Source organism: Mycobacterium sp., from assembly GCF_052143115.1.
Lineage (GTDB): Bacteria > Actinomycetota > Actinomycetes > Mycobacteriales > Mycobacteriaceae > Mycobacterium.
The window spans coordinates 32218-50612 of record NZ_JBKQTQ010000285.1 but is presented as its reverse complement, the minus strand read 5'-3'; the positions used below and the strand labels follow the sequence as shown (position 1 = coordinate 50612).

9 protein-coding genes are annotated in these 18395 nt (G+C 66.3%); 7 read left to right on the top strand and 2 right to left on the bottom strand.

Going from position 1 to position 18395, the window contains the following annotated elements; genetic code table 11:
- Positions 1–13 precede the first annotated feature (13 nt).
- Genes ACLQI9_RS27875 through ACLQI9_RS27860 form a run of 4 tightly spaced genes read left to right on the top strand, consistent with a single transcriptional unit; the run spans position 14 to position 7390 of the window.
- Entirely contained in the window at positions 14–1384 is a 1371-nt protein-coding gene (locus tag ACLQI9_RS27875) for an FAD-binding protein (protein WP_442381554.1), read from the top strand.
- Positions 1385–2161, top strand: a complete 777-nt coding sequence (locus ACLQI9_RS27870) for a decaprenylphospho-beta-D-erythro-pentofuranosid-2-ulose 2-reductase (RefSeq protein WP_442381552.1) — start codon at positions 1385–1387, stop codon at positions 2159–2161.
- A complete protein-coding gene (locus ACLQI9_RS27865; protein WP_442381550.1) occupies positions 2162–4078 on the top strand; it encodes a galactan 5-O-arabinofuranosyltransferase in 1917 nt (638 codons plus the stop codon).
- A complete protein-coding gene (locus ACLQI9_RS27860; protein WP_442381548.1) occupies positions 4079–7390 on the top strand; it encodes an arabinosyltransferase domain-containing protein in 3312 nt (1103 codons plus the stop codon).
- Between the two features lie 6 nt (positions 7391–7396).
- Here ACLQI9_RS27860 and ACLQI9_RS27855 read toward each other — a convergent pair whose 3' ends face one another.
- Entirely contained in the window at positions 7397–8812 is a 1416-nt protein-coding gene (locus ACLQI9_RS27855) for an MFS transporter (protein WP_442392457.1), read from the bottom strand.
- Between the two features lie 330 nt (positions 8813–9142).
- On the opposite strand from ACLQI9_RS27855, the gene ACLQI9_RS27850 reads away from it, so the two are divergent.
- The 3 genes from ACLQI9_RS27850 (at position 9143) to mbp1 (ending at position 16040) form a co-directional block, all read left to right on the top strand.
- Positions 9143–12424, top strand: a complete 3282-nt coding sequence (locus tag ACLQI9_RS27850; protein ID WP_442392456.1) for an arabinosyltransferase domain-containing protein — start codon at positions 9143–9145, stop codon at positions 12422–12424.
- Positions 12421–15666, top strand: a complete 3246-nt coding sequence (locus ACLQI9_RS27845) for an arabinosyltransferase domain-containing protein (protein WP_442392455.1) — start codon at positions 12421–12423, stop codon at positions 15664–15666. The genes ACLQI9_RS27850 and ACLQI9_RS27845 overlap by 4 nt, the downstream gene beginning before the upstream one ends.
- A gap of 143 nt (positions 15667–15809) precedes the next feature.
- A complete protein-coding gene (mbp1, locus tag ACLQI9_RS27840) occupies positions 15810–16040 on the top strand; it encodes a microaggregate-binding protein 1 (RefSeq protein ID WP_442384972.1) in 231 nt (76 codons plus the stop codon).
- A 55-nt stretch (positions 16041–16095) separates the two neighbouring features.
- Here the strand turns inward: mbp1 and glgX are convergent, their stop codons facing one another.
- On the bottom strand, positions 16096–18258 hold the full coding sequence (gene glgX, locus ACLQI9_RS27835; protein WP_442392454.1) for a glycogen debranching protein GlgX: 2163 nt from the start codon (positions 18256–18258) through the stop codon (positions 16096–16098).
- Positions 18259–18395 lie beyond the last annotated feature (137 nt).

The window sequence follows — 18395 nt, the reverse complement described above, 5'->3', positions numbered from 1 at the left end:
AGCCTCTTTGACGATGTTTCCAACGACCCCGAAGCTGCTGACCGGGTGGAGCCGCACCGCGCCATCAGTGGCGCAGGTGCTGGCCACCCCGGATCCCGAGGTGATCGCCAAGGCGGTTGCCTGGGCAGCCGACGCCGGCGGCCGTGGCGTCATCGCCCGCGGGCTGGGCCGCTCTTACGGCGACAACGCGCAAAACGGCGGCGGGCTGGTCATCGACATGACGGCCCTGAGCCGGATCCACTCGATCGACGCCGACAGCCATCTGGTCGATGCCGACGCAGGGGTCAACCTCGATCAGCTGATGCGGGCCGCACTGCCGTTCGGACTGTGGGTACCGGTACTGCCCGGCACCCGGCAGGTGACCATCGGCGGCGCCATCGCCTCCGACATTCATGGCAAGAACCACCACAGCGCGGGCAGCTTCGGCAATCACGTCCGCTCGATGGAGCTGCTGACGGCCGACGGGCAGATCCGTCACCTCACCCCGGACGGCGATGAGGCCGAGTTGTTCTGGGCCACCGTCGGCGGTAACGGGCTGACCGGGATCGTCCTGCGCGCCACTGTCGAGATGACCCCGACGGAGACGGCGTATTTCATCGCCGACGGCGACGTCACGCACACCCTGGACGAGACCATCGCATTCCACAGCGACGGCAGCGAAGCCAACTACACCTACTCGTCGGCCTGGTTCGACGCGATCAGTGCGCCACCTAAGCTGGGCCGGGCCGCGATCTCGCGAGGCTCGCTGGCAACGGTCGACCAGCTGCCGAAGAAGTTACAGAAGAATCCGCTGAAATTCGATGCGCCGCAACTACTTACACTCCCCGACATATTCCCCAACGGATTGGCCAACAAGTACACCTTCGTTCCGATCGGCGAGTTGTGGTACCGCAAGTCGGGCAGCTATCGCGGCAAGATCCAAAACCTAACGCAGTTCTATCACCCGCTGGACATGTTGGGAGAATGGAACCGGGCTTACGGCTCAGCGGGTTTCGGCCAGTACCAATTCGTGGTGCCCACCGAGGCGGTCGAGGAATTCAAGGGCATCATGTACGACATCCAGCGCTCGGGTCACTACTCGTTCCTCAACGTGTTCAAGCTGTTCGGTCCCGGAAACCAAGCGCCGCTTAGCTTCCCAATTCCGGGCTGGAACGTCTGCGTCGACTTTCCGATCAAGCCGGGACTCAACGAGTTTCTCAACGAACTCGACCGCAGAGTGCTGGAGTTCGGCGGCCGGCTTTACACCGGCAAAGACAATCGCACCACCGCGGACACTTTTCACGCCATGTACCCGCGCATCGACGAATGGATCGCGTTGCGCCGCAAGGTTGACCCCACCCGGGTCTTCGTCTCGGACATGGCCCGACGTTTGGAGCTGCTCTAAATGGTGCTCGACGCCGTGGGTAATCCCCAGACCATCCTGCTGCTCGGCGGCACCTCTGAGATCGGGCTGGCCATCTGCGAGCGCTACCTTCAGAACGCGCACGCGCGGATTCTGCTGGCCGCCATGCCCGAAGACCCGGGTCGCGATGACGCCGTCGCGCAGATGAAGGCCGCGGGCGCGCGCTCGGTGGAGCTGATCGACTTCGAAGCCACCGACCCCGACAGCCACCCAAAAGTGATCGACGCCGCATTCAGCGATGGCGGCGGATCTAGAGATATAGACGTCGCGATCGTGGCGTTCGGGTTGCTCGGCGACGCCGAGGAACTGTGGCAGAACCAGCGCAAGGCGGTTCAGATCGCCGAAATCAACTACACCGCAGCGGTTTCCGTGGGCGTGCTGCTGGGTGAGAAGATGCGCGCGCAGGGCTTCGGCCAGATCATCGCGATGAGCTCGGCCGCCGGTGAGCGGGTCCGGCGGTCCAACTTCGTCTACGGCTCCACCAAGGCCGGCCTGGACGGCTTCTACCTCGGCCTCGGTGAAGCCTTGAAGGAGTTCGGCGTCCGCGTCTTGGTCATCCGGCCCGGCCAGGTGCGGACCCGGATGAGCGCGCACATCAAGGAAGCGCCGCTGACCGTCGACAAGGAATACGTCGCGAACCTGGCGGTGACCGCGTCGGCCAAGGGCAAGGAACTCGTCTGGGCGCCAGGCGCTTTCCGCTACGTGATGATGGTGCTCCGGCACATCCCGCGGCCCATCTTCCGTAAGTTGCCCATCTAGATGCGGAACGCGCTGGCCACCGTCGGCCACATGGCATTCGCGACGGCGATTGCCGCAATGGTGTCGGTGATCTCCCTGATCGCCATCGCACGGGTCGAATGGCCCGCCTACCCGTCGTCGAATCAGCTGCACGCGCTGACCACGGTCGGCCAGGTCGGCTGCATCATCGGATTGCTGGCCGCCGGCTGGCTGTGGGGGCGTGGTCGTCGCACCAACGTTCGGAACCGCCTCCTGGCCCGACTGTTCACGCTGGTGTTCGTCTCCGCGTTCTCGGTGGTGACGCTGGCGATGCCGCTGGGCGCCACCAAGCTCTATCTGTTCGGTATCTCCGTCGACCAGCAGTTCCGCACCGAATATCTGACCCGGCTCACCGACAGCGCCGCCCTTCACGACATGACCTACATCGGGTTGCCGCCGTTTTATCCGCCGGGCTGGTTCTGGCTCGGCGGGCGCATCGCGGCGTTGACCGGCACTCCGGGCTGGGAGATGTACAAGCCGTGGGCGATCACCTCGATCACGATCGCGGTCGCGGTTGCGCTGGTGTTGTGGTCGCGGATGATTCGTTTTGAGTATGCGCTGATGGTCACGACGGCGACCGCCGCGGTGACGCTGGCCTACAGCTCGCCGGAGCCGTACTCCGCGATGATCACCGTGCTGCTGCCGCCGGTGCTGATCCTGACCTGGTCGGGTCTGCGCAGCGGCGCCGGATCGGGTGGGTGGGCCGCAGTGGTCGGGGCCGGGATATTCCTGGGCTTCGCGGCGACCTTCTACACCCTGCTGCTGGCCTACAGCGCCTTCACCGTGGTGCTGATGGCCCTGATCCTGATGGCCTCCCGCTGGCGTCAGGGAATCCGCGCTGCACTGGATCCGCTGGGCCGGCTGGCTGTCATCGCCGTCATCGCGGCGGCCATCGCGGCGACCACGTGGCTGCCGTTTTTGTTGCGGGCCACCCGGGATCCGGTCAGCAACACTGGCAGCGCCTATCACTACCTGCCGGCCGACGGCGCCGAGTTGACGTTCCCGATGCTGAAGTTCACCTTGCTCGGCGCGCTGTGCATGCTCGGGACGCTGTGGCTGGTGGTGCGGGTCCGTTCGTCGGTGCGCGCGGCCGGCCTGGCGATCGGCGTGGTCGCGGTGTACCTGTGGTCGGTGCTGTCGATGCTCGCCACGCTGGCGCGCACCACGCTGCTGTCGTTTCGGCTGCAGCCGACACTCACGGTGTTGCTGGCCGCCGCCGGCGTCTTCGGCTTCATCGAAGTCACCCTCGCGCTTGCCGCCCGCGGACGAGACCATGCCTGGGGCCGCAGCGTGCTACCGGTCGCGGCGGCGATCGGGCTGGCCGGGGCGATCGCGTTCAGTCAGGACATCCCCGACGTGCTGCGACCGGACCTCACCATCGCCTACACCGACACCGACGGCCACGGCCAGCGCGGTGACCGCCGTCCGCCCGGCTCCGAGAAGTTCTACCCGTCGATCGATGCCGCGATCACGAAGGCAACTGGAAAGTCCCGAGAAGAGACCGTGGTGCTGACGGCCGACTACAGCTTCTTGTCCTACTACCCCTACTGGGGATTTCAGGGACTGACGTCGCACTACGCCAATCCGCTCGCGCAGTTCGACAAGCGGGCTGCCGCGATCAGGAGCTGGTCGAAGCTCAAAGCCCCCGATCAGTTCATCCACGCGCTGGACACGCTGCCCTGGGCGGCGCCGACGGTGTTCTTGATGCGCCACGGCGGGTCGGCCGGCGCGACAAGCAGCTACACCCTGCGGTTGGCCGAAGACGTCTACCCCAACCAGCCCAACGTCCGCCGTTACACGGTGGAGCTCGAGGCCGCGTTGTTCGCCGACTCCCGGTTCACCGTCACCACCATCGGCCCGTTCGTGTTGGCCATCCGCAAGCCTGGACCGGGGCCGTAGATGGCTACAGAAACGCCACATGTCGAGCAATTACCATCTACCTCCGTGGGCCTCCCCGTCGACGCTGCAGAGCGAAGCGATGCTGTGGAGGGGCGCCCATCGACCGACGCGGGAGCAAACTACCGGGTCGCCCGGGTCGCGGCCGTCGTCGCCGGCCTGCTCGGGGCCCTGCTGGCGATTGCGACGCCGCTGCTGCCGGTCAAACAGACCACCGCCCAACTGAACTGGCCGCAAAACGGCGTGCTCGGAAGCGTTGAAGCGCCGCTGATCGGCTACGTGGCCACCGACCTCACCATCAGCATTCCGTGCCAGGCCGCCGCCGGACTGGCCGGGCCCGGCAACACCGGCAAGACGGTGCTGTTGTCCACGGTGCCCAAGCAGGCACCCAAGGCCGTGGACCGCGGTTTGCTGATCGAGCGCGCCCCCAACGACGACCTGGTGGTCGTGGTGCGCAATACCCCGGTCGTTGTCGCGCCGATCAGCCAGGTACTCAGCGGCGCCTGTCAGAAGTTGGTCTTCACCGCGCACGCTGACAGGGTCACCGGCGAATTCGTCGGGCTGAAACAGGGTCCCGATGCCGAGCATCCCGGCGCTCCGCTGCGTGGCGAACGCAGCGGATACGACTTTCGGCCGCAGATCGTCGGAGTCTTCACCGATCTGAGTGGGCCGGCTCCGCCGGGCCTGACTTTCTCCGCCACCGTCGACACCCGCTACAGCAGCTCGCCGACCCCGCTGAAGATGGCCGTGATGATCCTCGGGGTGGCGTCGACCATCGCCGCGTTGATCGCACTGCACATCCTGGACACCTCAGACGGCACCCGACACCGCCGCTTCCTACCGCCCCGCTGGTGGTCGATCAGCGGGCTGGATACCTTGGTCACGCTGGTGCTGGTGTGGTGGCACTTCGTCGGAGCCAACACCGCCGACGACGGATACATCCTGACCATGGCCCGGGTGTCCGAACACGCCGGGTACATGGCCAACTACTACCGCTGGCTGGGAACCCCCGAGGCGCCGTTCGGCTGGTATTACGACCTGCTGGCGCTGTGGGCTCACGTCACCACCGCGAGCATCTGGATGCGGTTGCCCACCCTGCTGATGGCGCTGGCCTGCTGGTGGGTGATTAGCCGGGAAGTCATCCCACGGCTCGGGCATGCCGTCAAGACCAGCAGAGCTGCGGCGTGGACGGCGGCGGGTCTGTTCCTGGCATTCTGGCTGCCGCTGAACAACGGTCTGCGACCGGAGCCGATCATCGCCGTGGGCATCCTGCTGACCTGGTGTTCGGTCGAGCGCGCGGTAGCCACCAGTCGGCTGCTGCCGGTGGCGGTTGCCTGCATCGTCGGCGCCCTGACGCTGTTCTCCGGGCCGACCGGTATCGCCTCGATCGGCGCACTGCTGGTGGCGATCGGCCCGCTGCGCACCATCCTGCACCGCCGCACGCGACGATTCGGTCTGCTGCCGCTGCTCGCGCCCATTCTGGCCGCGGTCACCGTCACCGGGATCCTGATCTTCCGGGACCAGACCCTGGCCGGCGAACTGCAGGCGACCGCGCTCAAGCGTGCTCTCGGGCCCAGCCTGAGCTGGTTCGACGAGCACCTTCGCTACGAGCGGCTGTTCATGGCCAGCCCGGACGGCTCGATCGCCCGTCGCTTCGCCCTGCTGGCGCTGCTGGTCGCACTCGCGGTGTCGGTGGCAATGTCGTTGCGCAAGGGTCGAATTCCGGGCACCGCCGTAGGACCCAGCCGTCGCATCGTCGGCATCACGATCATCTCGTTCATCGCGATGATGTTCACGCCCACCAAGTGGACGCACCACTTCGGGGTGTTCGCCGGGCTGGCCGGTCCGCTGGGGGCGTTGGCCGCGGTGGCGGTGACCGCGGCCGCGATGCACTCACGACGCAACCGCACCGTGTTCGCCGCCGTCGTGATGTTCGTGGTGGCGCTGTCGTTCGCCAGCGTCAACGGCTGGTGGTACGTCTCCAACTTCGGTGTGCCGTGGTCAAATGCGTTCCCGGAGTGGCACTTTGGGTTCACCACCGGGCTGCTCGGATTGACGGTGCTGGTACTGCTGCTGGCCGCCTGGTTCCACTTCGTCAACAACGGCGACGATGCCGGGCCAGCCAGCGAATCGCGGCTCGCCCGAATCGCCCGGTCCCCGTTGGGGATTGCCGCGTGGGCGTTGGTCTTCTTCGAGGTCTTGTCGCTCACGCTTGGGATGACCGATCAATACCCGGCGTGGTCGGTCGGCCGCTCCAATCTGCAGGCGCTGACGGGCAAGACCTGTGGACTTGCCAGTGACGTACTCGTCGAGCAGGACCCCAACGCCGGGATGCTGTCCCCGATCGGGGTGCCTGTGAAGGACGCGCTGGGCTCCGGTTTTGCCGACGGCTTCGATCCGAACGGGATCCCCGCCGACGTATCGGCCGACCCGGTGATGGAACGCCCCGGCGACCGCAGCTTCGTCAGCGACGACGGAATGGTCACCAGCAGCGAGGCCGGCACCGAGGGCGGAACCACGCCCGCGCCCGGCATCAACGGGTCGCGCGCGCGGCTGCCCTACAACCTCGACCCGGCGCGTACGCCGGTGTCCGGCAGTTGGCGATCCGGCGTGCAGGTACCGGCCCTGCTGCGGTCGGCCTGGTACCGGCTGCCACCGCGTGACCAGGCGGGTCCGCTGCTAGTGGTGTCGGCGGCGGGCCGGTTCGACTACGGCGAAGTGGCAATCCAGTGGGCCACCGACGAACAAGCCGCCGCCAATAAGCCCGGCGGTTCAATGGGATTCGCCGACGTCGGAGCGGCGCCCGCGTGGCGCAACCTGCGGGCCCCGCTATCTGCGGTGCCGTCGACCGCCACCCAGGTGCGATTGGTCGCCACCGATGACGACCTTGCGCCGCAGCACTGGATCGCCGTCACCCCGCCGCGGATCCCGCGGCTGCGCACACTGCAGGACGTCGTCGGCTCAACCGACCCGGTGCTGCTGGATTGGCTGGTGGGGCTGGCCTTCCCCTGCCAGCGGCCATTCGGGCATCAAAACGGTGTGATTGAGATGCCCAAGTGGCGGATTCTGCCCGATCGGTTCGGCGCCGAGGCCAACTCGCCGGTGATGGATAACAACGGAGGCGGCCCACTGGGCGTCACCGAATTACTGGTGCGCGCAAACACCGTCTCGACCTATCTGAAAGACGACTGGTCCCGCGACTGGGGTGCGCTGCAGCAGTTGACGCCCTACTACGCAAATGCCCAGCCGGCCCGCCTCGACCTCGGTTCGGCAACACGCAGCGGCCTGTGGAGCCCCGCGCCATTACGGCAGTAACCGCGCTTAAAACGCGACCTGCCGTCGGCCGGCCCGAAAGGCGGTGACGGTGGCGGTGAGGGCCAGCAAGGCGAACACGGTAAACGCCCAGTGCGCCGCTGCGACACCTCCGCCGTCGGAGATGTTCACCACGACACCGGCCAGCCCTGCCCCGAACGCACCGAAAATCAACTGCACCGAGTTGATCGCGGTAGCCGCCGTGCTGCCCTCAGCCGGATCGTCGATGTCGGTCATGGCCCACGCCGACAGATGCGGGTAAGCGGCGCCGATACCGATCCCAACGGCCAGCAACGCCGTCGCGCACAAGATGATGATGCCAACCGTTGCGCCTTGGACATGGCTGACTCCGGCCAGCGCCAGGCCGATCGCCATCACCAGCGGCGCCCCTATCACCACACCCACGATTGAGCGGGTCTTGTTCAGTGAGCCGCTGCCCAATCCGCTGATCGTCCAGCCGATCGACAACGCCGCGCCCAACAGCCCGGCAACTATCGGCCCCAAATGTGCGAGCCGCTGGCCGAACAACGGCACATACAGGTCCACCTTGGTCGCGGCGACCAGTAGGCCCAGGGTCAGATAGACCCACTTCAACGGGCCGAACCCGAAGACGCTGGCGGGCAATACCGCCGTGTCCATCCGCCGGTCAACGACCAGAAACATTCCCACCAGCGCGGCGCCGACTATCAGCAGTCCGACGATTGCGACGGTGTTATGCGGAAGAGATGCCACGCTGACCGTCAGCGCCGCAGCGCCCAGCAGGACTACCGACGGCACCGGAATCCGTGTCGCGGCGCGGTCGCTGTGCTGCTCGCAGTTGTCCACGGACAGTACGCCCGGTGCCAGCAGGGACATCGCCACACTCAGCATGGCCAGCAAGCCGAACGCCCACCGCCACGCGCCGAACTGCGCGAAAATCCCGCCCAGTGCGGGGCCGAGCAACGCACCGACGCCCCACATCGCTGACGCCATCGCCGAACCGCGACTCCACAGCGAGCGCGGCAGCACGGCGTTGATCACCGCGAAACTGAGGCCGCACAGCAGACCGCCTGCCAGGCCCTGCAGGAAGCGGCCGGCCAGCAAGATCTCCATGTTCGGCGCCGCCGCGCATACCAGGCTGCCGGCGCCCAGCACCGCGAAACCCAGCAGATAAGACACGCATGAGCCGACACGATGTAGCAGCGAATTTACCGTCGCCGCGGCGACCACCGACCCGACGAGGTACAAGGTGGTCACCCAGGCATAGATTCGCTCGCCGCCGATCTCATTGATCGTGCTGGGCAGCATGCTGATCGTCAGGAACTCGTTGGTGGAATAAAGCACCACGCCCCCGGCGACCACAGCTGACGTCCGCAAATACCGGGTGCTCCACAACTCACGCCAGTGGCCGGTGGTGATTTGTTTCGTATCCGTTAAATGCACCACCGCTGGCCCACTAAACCATGTTTGGGCGGAGGAGTCGAACCACCTGAAAGGTGCGTCAGGCCTCGGTGCCCGACCTATCCGGCGCGTTCGGCACGCGGACCTGCACCATCACCGGATAGTGCCGGGCCGTTGAGATTTGTCTCATCGGCGAAGTTAAAAATCGCGTGTCCGGCTGTTCTCCAAGCCGCCACCCAGCCGGCATCGTCCAGCTGCTCAGGCCGCCACGCGGCCTGCATCGTCGCCGACGGAGCCGATTGTCCAGCTCCTCCTCAGGCCGCCACGCAGCCTGCATCGTCGCCGGACGTAACTAGTCGCCTACCATCGTCCCTCGTGCCCCATGACGAAAACGAGCGATCGACGCGTCAGCTCCCGCGCTGGATCGCCGTCGTCGCGGGAATCGCCGGAGCGCTGCTGTGCGCGCTGGTTCCACTGCTTCCGGTGAAGCAGACCACAGCCACAATCCTGTGGCCGCAGGGCCTTAACGGCGACGGCCACGTGACCGATATCACCGCGCCACTGGTGTCCGGGGCCCCGCGGGCGCTGGACGTTTCCATCCCCTGCGCGGCGATCGCCACCCTGCCCGCTGACGGCGGCCTGGTGTTCTCAACGTTGCCGGTCAATGGGTTCCAGACCGGCAAGAACGGGTTGTTTGTCCGGGCCAATAAGAATGCCGTCGTCGTCGCGTTCCGGGACTCGGTGGCGGCGGTAGCGGCCCGCCCCGCCGTGAATGGTGGCGCCTGCAGTGTCCTGCGCATCTGGGCCGACGCCGGCGTGGCGGGCGCGGACTTCGTCGGCATACCTGGTGCCACGGGAACCCTCGCGCCGGAGAAGAAGCCGGCGGTCGGCGGCGTTTTCACCGACCTGAAGGTCCCTGCGCAGCCGGGATTATCGGCTCGTATCGACGTGGACACCCGGTTCATCGTCACCGCCACCATGCTCAAGAGAGCCGTGATGGCCCTGGGTGGGCTCGCGGTGGTGACTGCGATCGTCGCGCTGGCCGTCCTGGACCGGCAGTCGGGAACGCGGGTGCCGCGCAACTGGCGACGCTGGCGACGGCCTGGGCTCGCCACCTGGCTCGCCGATGCGGGTGTGATCGCGACGCTGCTGCTCTGGCATCTCATCGGCGCCACCTCATCGGATGACGGCTACAACCTGACCATCGCCCGGGTGGCGCCGAAGGCCGGGTACGTGGCCAATTACTACAGGTACTTCGGGACGACGGAAGCGCCGTTCGACTGGTACCTCGGGGTGCTGTCCAAATTGGCGTCGGTGAGCACCGCCGGCGTATGGATGCGGATCCCGGCCACGCTGGCCGGGATCGCGGGCTGGCTGATCATCAGCCATTGGGTGCTGCGGCGGCTGGGACCTGGAAGGGGTGGCCTGGCATCCAACCGGGTGGCGGTGTTGACCGCGGGCGCGGTGTTTTTGGCCGCGTGGCTGCCGTTCAACAACGGTCTGCGGCCCGAACCGCTGATCGCCCTCGGCGTGCTGGTCACCTGGATGCTGGTGGAACGCGCGATCGCGTTGCAGCGACTGGCTCCGGCCGCGGTCGCCATCATCGTCGCGATGCTCACCGCGGCTCTGGCGCCGCAGGGGCTGATCGCCGTCGCCGCCTTACTGACCGGTGCGCGGGCCATCGCCCAGGCGATCCGGCGGCGCAGGCCGACCGACGGATTGCTGGCACCGCTGGCGGTGCTGGCAGCGTCGTTTTCGCTGATCACCGTGGTGGTGTTCCGCAGCCAGACGCTGGCCACGGTCGCCGAGTCTGCCCGCATCAAGTACAAGGTCGGTCCCACGATCGCGTGGTACCAAGACTTCCTGCGCTACTACTTCCTGACGGTGGAGTCCAACGCTGACGGGTCGATGACACGGCGATTCGCGGTGCTGGTGCTGCTGCTGTGCCTGTTCGGAGTGCTGGTAGTGCTGCTTCGGCGCGGCGGGGTGCCGGGCTTGGCCAGTGGCCCGGCGTGGCGGCTGATCGGCACCACCGCGATTGGCCTGCTGCTGCTGACGTTCACGCCCACGAAGTGGGCCATCCAGTTTGGTGCGTTCGCCGGGCTGGCCGGCGCCCTGGGCGCGGTCACCGCGTTCATCTTTGCCCGGATCGGCCTGCACAGCCGCCGCAACCTGACGCTGTACATCACCGCGTTGTTGTTCGTGCTGGCGGTGGCCACCTCGGGGGTCAACGGCTGGTTCTACGTGAACAACTACGGGGTGCCGTGGTATGACATCCCGCCCGTCATCGCCAGCCATCCGGTGACGTCAATGTTCCTGACGTTGTCGATCCTCACCGGGCTGCTGGCCGCCTGGTACCACTTCCGGATGGACTACGCCGGCCACACCGAGGTCAAGGACAACCGGCGCAACCGCGTGCTGGCGTCCACACCGCTGCTGGTGGTCGCGGTGATCATGGTCCTGGGCGAAGTCGGTTCGCTGGCCAAGGGTGCGGTTTTCCGTTACCCCCTCTACACCACCGCCAAAGCCAACCTGGCGGCGCTCAGCTCGGGCCTTTCCCCGACCAGTTGCGCGATGGCCGATGACGTGCTGACCGAGCCCGATCCCAACGCCGGCATGCTGCAACCGGCTCCGGGACAAACCTTCGGGCCCGACGGCCCGCTCGGGGGAATCAACCCCGTCGGCTTCAAACCCGAAGGGGTGGGCGACGACCTGAGGTCCAACCCGGTGGTGACCAAACCGGGGGTGGTGAATTCCACCGGGTCACCCAACAAGCCCAACGCCACCATGAGTGACTCCGCGGGCACGGCCGGCGGGAAAGGCCCGGTCGGGGTGAACGGGTCGCACGCGGCCCTACCGTTCGGACTCAATCCGGCCCGCACCCCGGTGATGGGCAGTTACGGCGAAAATTCGCTGGCCGCCACGGCGACCTCGGCGTGGTACCAGCTGCCGCCGCGCACCGGCGACCGGCCGCTGGTGGTGGTTTCCGCCGCGGGCGCTATCTGGTCGTATAACGAGGACGGCACTTTCACATACGGGCAGTCGCTGAAATTGCAGTGGGGTGTCGCTCGCCCCGACGGCACCACCCAGCCGCTCGCAGAGGTGCAGCCGATCGACATCGGGCCGTGGCCGGCATGGCGCAATCTGCGCTTCCCGCTAGCCTGGGCGCCCCCGGAGGCTAACGTGGCACGCATCGTCGCTTATGACCCGAATCTGAGCTCCGAGCAGTGGTTCGCGTTCACGCCGCCGCGCGTTCCGGTGCTGCAGACTCTGCAGCAATTGATCGGATCGCACACACCCGTGCTGATGGACATCGCGACCGCCGCGAACTTCCCCTGTCAGCGGCCGTTCTCCGAACACCTTGGCGTTGCCGAACTTCCGCAGTACCGCATCCTGCCCGATCATAAACAGACGGCGGCGTCGTCGAACGGGTGGGAGGCCGGCGAGGACGGCGGTCCGTTCCTGTTCACTCAGGCGCTGTTGGTCACCTCGACGATCTCGACGTACCTGCGCGGCGACTGGTACCGCGACTGGGGATCGGTCGAACAGTATTACGCGTTGGTGCCCGCCGATCAGGCACCGGATGCCGTCGTCGAACAGGGCGTGACCACAGTGCGCGGCTGGAGCCGGCAAGGACCGATTAGGGCCCTGCCATGAGCGTCATCAACCACGAACGGCAAGCGGCCACCGCGCACGACACCCATCGCGATGTGCGGGTGACGCGCTGGGTCGCGACGATCGCGGGGCTGATCGGTTTCGTCCTATCGGTCGCGACACCGCTGCTGCCCGTCGTGCAGACGACTGCGATGCTCAATTGGCCACAGAACGGCCAGCTGAATAGCGTTACGGCACCGCTTATTTCGCTGTCTCCAGTGGACTTGACGGCCACCGTGCCGTGCTCTTCGGTGGGTGGCCTGCCGCGCGAAGGTGGGGTCGTGCTGAGTACCGCGCCCAAGAAGGGCAAGGATGCCGCGCTCAACGCGTTGTTCGTCGTTGCCAACCGCCAGCGCGTCGACGTCACCGACCGCAACGTGGTCATCGCCAGCGTGCCGCGGGATCAGGCGATGTCCGCGCAGTGCCAGCACATCGACATCACCTCCACACGCGCCGGCACCTTCGCCACCTTTGTCGGGTTGACCGATTCGGCGGGAAAGCCGGTGAGCGGTGGCTTCCCCGACCCCAACCTGCGCCCCCAAATCGTCGGTGTGTTCACCGATCTGACCGGTCCCGCGCCGCCCGGACTGCGGCTGTCGGCGACCATCGACACCCGGTACTCCACCACCCCGACGACACTGAAACTTGTTGCGATGGTGGTGGCGATCGTGGCCACCATCGTCGCACTGGTCGCGCTGTGGCGCCTCGACCAGCTCGACGGCCGCCGTATGCACCGGTTGATCCCGAAGCGCTGGCGGAAGTTCACCCTGATCGACGCCACAGTGATATTCGGTTTCCTGCTGTGGCACCTGATCGGCGCGAATTCGTCCGACGACGGCTACATCCTCGGCATGGCCCGGGTCGCCGGCCACGCCGGCTACATGTCCAACTACTTCCGCTGGTTCGGCAGCCCAGAGGACCCGTTCGGCTGGTACTACAACCTGCTGGCGCTGATGACCCACGTCAGCGACGGCAGCCTGTGGATGCGACTGCCTGACCTGGTCGCCGGGCTGGTCTGCTGGCTGCTGCTGTCGCGTGAGGTGTTGCCCCGGCTGGGGCCGGCGGTGACATCCAGCAAGGCCGCGAACTGGGCGGCGGGCATGGTGCTGCTGACCGCGTGGATGCCGTTCAACAACGGTCTGCGCCCGGAGCCGATCATCGCGCTCGGTTCACTGATCACCTGGGTGCTGATCGAGCGGTCGATGTGCGCCTCCCGAGTGACGCCGGCGGCGCTGGCAGTGGTGACCGCCGCGTTCACCCTCGGGGTGCAGCCCACCGGCCTGATTGCGGTGGCCGCGCTGGTCGCCGGTGGCCGTCCGATCCTGCGAATTTTGGTGCACCGCCATCGTGTGGTCGGCACATGGCCGCTGGTGGCCCCGATGCTGGCAGCCGGCTTCGTCATCCTCACTGTGGTGTTCGCCGACCAGACCCTGTCAACGGTGTTGGAAGCCACCAGGATTCGCACCGCGATCGGGCCGAGCCAGGCCTGGTACACCGAGAACCTGCGCTATTACTACCTCATCCTGCCCACCGTCGACGGTTCACTGTCGCGCCGCTTCGGCTTCCTTATCACCGCGTTATGCCTGTTCACCGCCGTGTTAATCATGTTGCGGCGCAAGCGAATCCCCGGCGTGGCCCGCGGCCCGGCATGGCGGCTGATGGGCGTCATATTCGGCACCATGTTCTTCCTGATGTTCACGCCGACGAAGTGGGTGCACCACTTCGGGCTGTTCGCCGCGGTGGGCGCGGCGATGGCCGCGCTGACCACGGTGCTGGTGTCACCGAAGGTGCTGCGCTGGTCACGCAACCGCATGGCGTTCGTGGCGGCGGTGTTGTTCGTGTTGGCGCTCTGTTTCGCCACCACCAACGGCTGGTGGTACGTCTCTAGCTACGGCGTCCCGTTCAACAGCGCGATGCCGAAGCTCGCCGGAATCACCATCAGCACAATCTTTTTCATCCTGTTCGTGATCGCGGCACTCTGGGCGATCTGGTTGCACTTCGCGTCGCCGGATCACGGCGAGGGCCGGCTGGCGCGGGCGGTGACGGCAGCGCCGGTGCCGATCGCGGCCGGATTCATGGTGCTGGTGTTCATCGCATCGATGGTCGCCGGAATCGTGCGCCAGTACCCTACCTATTCCAATGGCTGGGCCAACTTGCGCGAATTCGCCGGGGGCTGCGCACTGGCCGACGACGTGCTCGTCGAGCCGGACAGCAACGCCGGCTTTATGGCGCCCGTGCCCGGCAATTACGGCCCGTTGGGTCCGTTGGGCGGCGCCAACCCAATAGGGTTCACCCCCAACGGCGTACCGGACCATACCGTGGCCGAGGCTGTCCAGGAGACGTCGGTGCCGCAGCCCGGCACCGACTACGACTGGTACGCGTACGACTGGCGCGCGCCGACCAAGCTGAAGGCGCCAGGTATCAACGGATCCCTGGTGCCGTTGCCCTACGGCCTCAACCCCGACGAGGTTCCGCTGGCCGGCAGCTACACCACCGGCGCCCAACAGCAGAGCAGACTCACCTCGGCGTGGTACCAGCTGCCCAAACCCGACGACGGGCATCCCCTCCTGGTGGTGACCGCCGCGGGCAAGATCGCCGGCAACAGCGTGCTGCACGGGCACACCGGCGGGCAGACCGTGGTGCTGGAATATGGCAAGCCCGGCCCCGGCGGTGACATAGTGCCGGCCGGGCGGATGGTGCCCTACGACCTGAACGGGGAACAGCCGAAGGCGTGGCGCAATCTGCGCTTCGCCCGAGACAAGATGCCCGCGGACGCGACTGGGGTCCGGTTGGTGGCCGAAGATCTCTCCCTGACACCGGACGACTGGATCGCGGTGACCCCACCGCGGGTGCCGGAACTGCGTTCCCTGCAGGAGTACGTCGGCTCGTCGCAGCCGGTGCTGATGGACTGGGCGGTTGGGCTGGCGTTCCCGTGCCAGCACCCGATGCTGCACGCCAACGGCGTCACCGAGATCCCGAAGTTCCGCATCACGCCGGACTACAACGCCAAGAAGCAGGACACCGACACCTGGGAGGACGGCGTCAACGGCGGCCTGCTGGGCATCACCGACCTGTTGTTGCGGGCCCACGTCATGTCCACCTACCTGTCCCGCGACTGGGGCCGGGACTGGGGATCACTGCGCAAGTTCGACACCGTCGCCGAGGCCCATCCCGCGCAACTCGATCTGGGCACCGCGACCCGCAGCGGGTGGTGGTCGCCGGGCCAGATCCGAATCAAGCCGTAGCCCGGCGACGATGCGGGACGCGCAGCGTCATCCATCGTGACCATCGTCACACTCGGAGCGCGACTTGTTGAGCGTCACGGGCCGTTCGAAATCGGCGGCTGCTGGCTACTGACACCCTATCCACCCCAAAAGAAAGGAAATTCATGGGCGGCAGTGGACCAGAAGAAGCCATCAAGGGCATCGTCGAGGATGTCAAGGGCAAGACCAAGGAAATCATCGGGATCGTCACCAACCGCGACGGTCTGCGCAAAGAAGGTCGCGCTCAACAGGAAAAGGCCCAAGCCGCGCGGGACGCGGCCAAAAAAGAGGCCCAGGCAGCGGCCGCGAGGGCCGCTGAGAAGGCTGCCGAGGCTCGGCAGAAGTCGGCAGAATAATCACGGCACTAAACTGGGCGGCGAGGTCTTTACAGCCTCGCCGCCCAGTTCCTGCTTACGGCTCAGCGACGGGTAGCGCGCGCAGAACCAGGACAGAGCGCGCCTCCACGGTGACCGGCTGAGCGGCGTCGATCGGCTTGGCGGCGGCGACGTGGACCGGGTCGGCGCTATCGACGACCGGTTCCCAGCTGGCGCCGAAATCTGTTGGCGGCATGGTGAACTGAAGCGGTTCGTGGTGGGCGTTGAAGCACAGCATGAACGAGTCGTCGGTCACCCGCTGTCCGCGGTTGTCGCGGTCAGGGATGCCCTGGCCGTTGAGGTAGATCGCGACGGATTTCGCGAAGCCTGCGCCCCAGTCTTCGCCAGTCATCTCCGCACCCTCCGGGGTGAACCACGCGATGTCAGGCAAACCCGCCTCGCCGCGACGGCCCAACGGCTTGCCGCTGAAGAACCGTCGCCGACGGAACACCGAATGCTCGGCGCGCAGCGCTGAAACCACGCAGCTGAATTCCAGCAGACCGTCGTCGACCTTGCCCCAGTCGATCCAGGTGATTTCGTTGTCCTGACAGAACCCGTTGTTGTTGCCGCCCTGGGTGCGGCCGAGCTCGTCGCCATGGCAGAGCATCGGAACCCCCTGCGACAGCAGCAGCGTGGTGATGAAGTTGCGCTGCTGGCGGGCGCGCAGCTCGTCGACCTCGGCATCGTCGGTTGGGCCCTCCACGCCGCAGTTCCACGACCGATTGTGGCTTTCCCCGTCGTTGTTGTCCTCGCCGTTGGCCTCGTTGTGTTTCTCGTTGTAAGACACCAGGTCTCGCAGCGTGAACCCGTCGTGGGCGGTGACAAAGTTGATCGAGGCGACCGGCCGGCGACCGGTGCCTTCGTAGAGGTCGGCCGATCCGGTTAGCCGGTAGGCGAATTCGTCGAGGGTGGCAGGTTCACCGCGCCAGAAGTCGCGGACGGTGTCGCGGTATTTGCCGTTCCATTCGGTCCACTGCGGTGGGAAGTTGCCCACCTGGTAGCCGCCCGGCCCGACGTCCCACGGTTCGGCGATCAGCTTGACCTGGCTGACTATCGGATCTTGTTGCACGAGTTCGAAAAACGCTGCCAGCCGGTCCACGTCGTAGAACTCTCGGGCCAGAGTGGAGGCGAGGTCGAACCGGAAGCCGTCGACGTGCATCTCGGTCACCCAGTAGCGCAGCGAGTCCATGATCAGCTGCAGCGTGTGCGGATGCCCGACGTTGAGGCTGTTGCCGGTGCCGGTGTAGTCCATGTAGTAGCGCTTGTCGTCGTCGACCAACCGGTAGTAGGCGGCGTTGTCGATCCCGCGCATCGACAACGTCGGGCCCAGGTGGTTGCCCTCGGCGGTGTGGTTGTAGACGACGTCGAGGATGACTTCGATATCGGCTTCGTGCAATTCGCGCACCATCGCCTTGAATTCCTGCACCTGGCCGCCCGGTGTGGTGGCGCTGGAGTACTTCGCGTCGGGCGCGAGGAATCCGATGGTGTTGTATCCCCAGTAGTTGGACAGGCCCTTGTCGATCAGGGTGGAGTCGTTAGCGAAGTGATGCACCGGCATCAGTTCGATCGCGTTGACTCCGATGCTTTTGAGGTGCTCGATGATCACCGGGTACGCGACGGCGGCGTAGGTGCCGCGCAGGTGTTCGGGGATGTCCGGGTGGGTCTGGGTCAGGCCTTTGACGTGCGCTTCGTAGATGAGGGTGTCGGCGTACTGATGGTCCGGTGGGCGGTCGTTTGCCCAGTCGAAGAAGGGATTGATGACCACCGACTTGGGCATGCTGGCCGCCGAGTCGTCGTCGTTGCGGCTGTCGGGGTCGCCGAAGGTGTAGCTGAACAGCGACTGGTTCCAGTCGAAGTTGCCGTCCATGGCCTTCGAGTACGGGTCGACGAGCAGTTTGTTCGGGTTGCACCGCAGGCCCGCGCCGGGATCGTAGGGGCCGTGGACTCGGTAGCCGTAACGCTGACCGGGCTCGATACCCGGGACGAATCCGTGCCAGACGAATGAATCGATCTCGGGCAGGGTGATCCGGTTTTCCGTCCCGTCCGCGTCGAACAGGCACAACTCGACCCGCTCGGCCACCTCGCTGAATACCGCGAAGTTGGTGCCTGCACCGTCATACGTCGCGCCCATCGGGTAAGCCTTGCCCCGCCAGATCTCCGTGGCAGGTGTGGAGCCGCTCGCGGCATCGGCGGGTGTCATGGCAGGTCAATACCCGATCGCCGTGGCGGGAAACACCGGGGCGCTGCACATGTTCGCGGCGTTAGCCCAATGAGAGGAGTTCGTGGACAAAGTCGTGGGGCAAGTCACCGTCGGGTTAATTCCACAGCCTTGCCGGC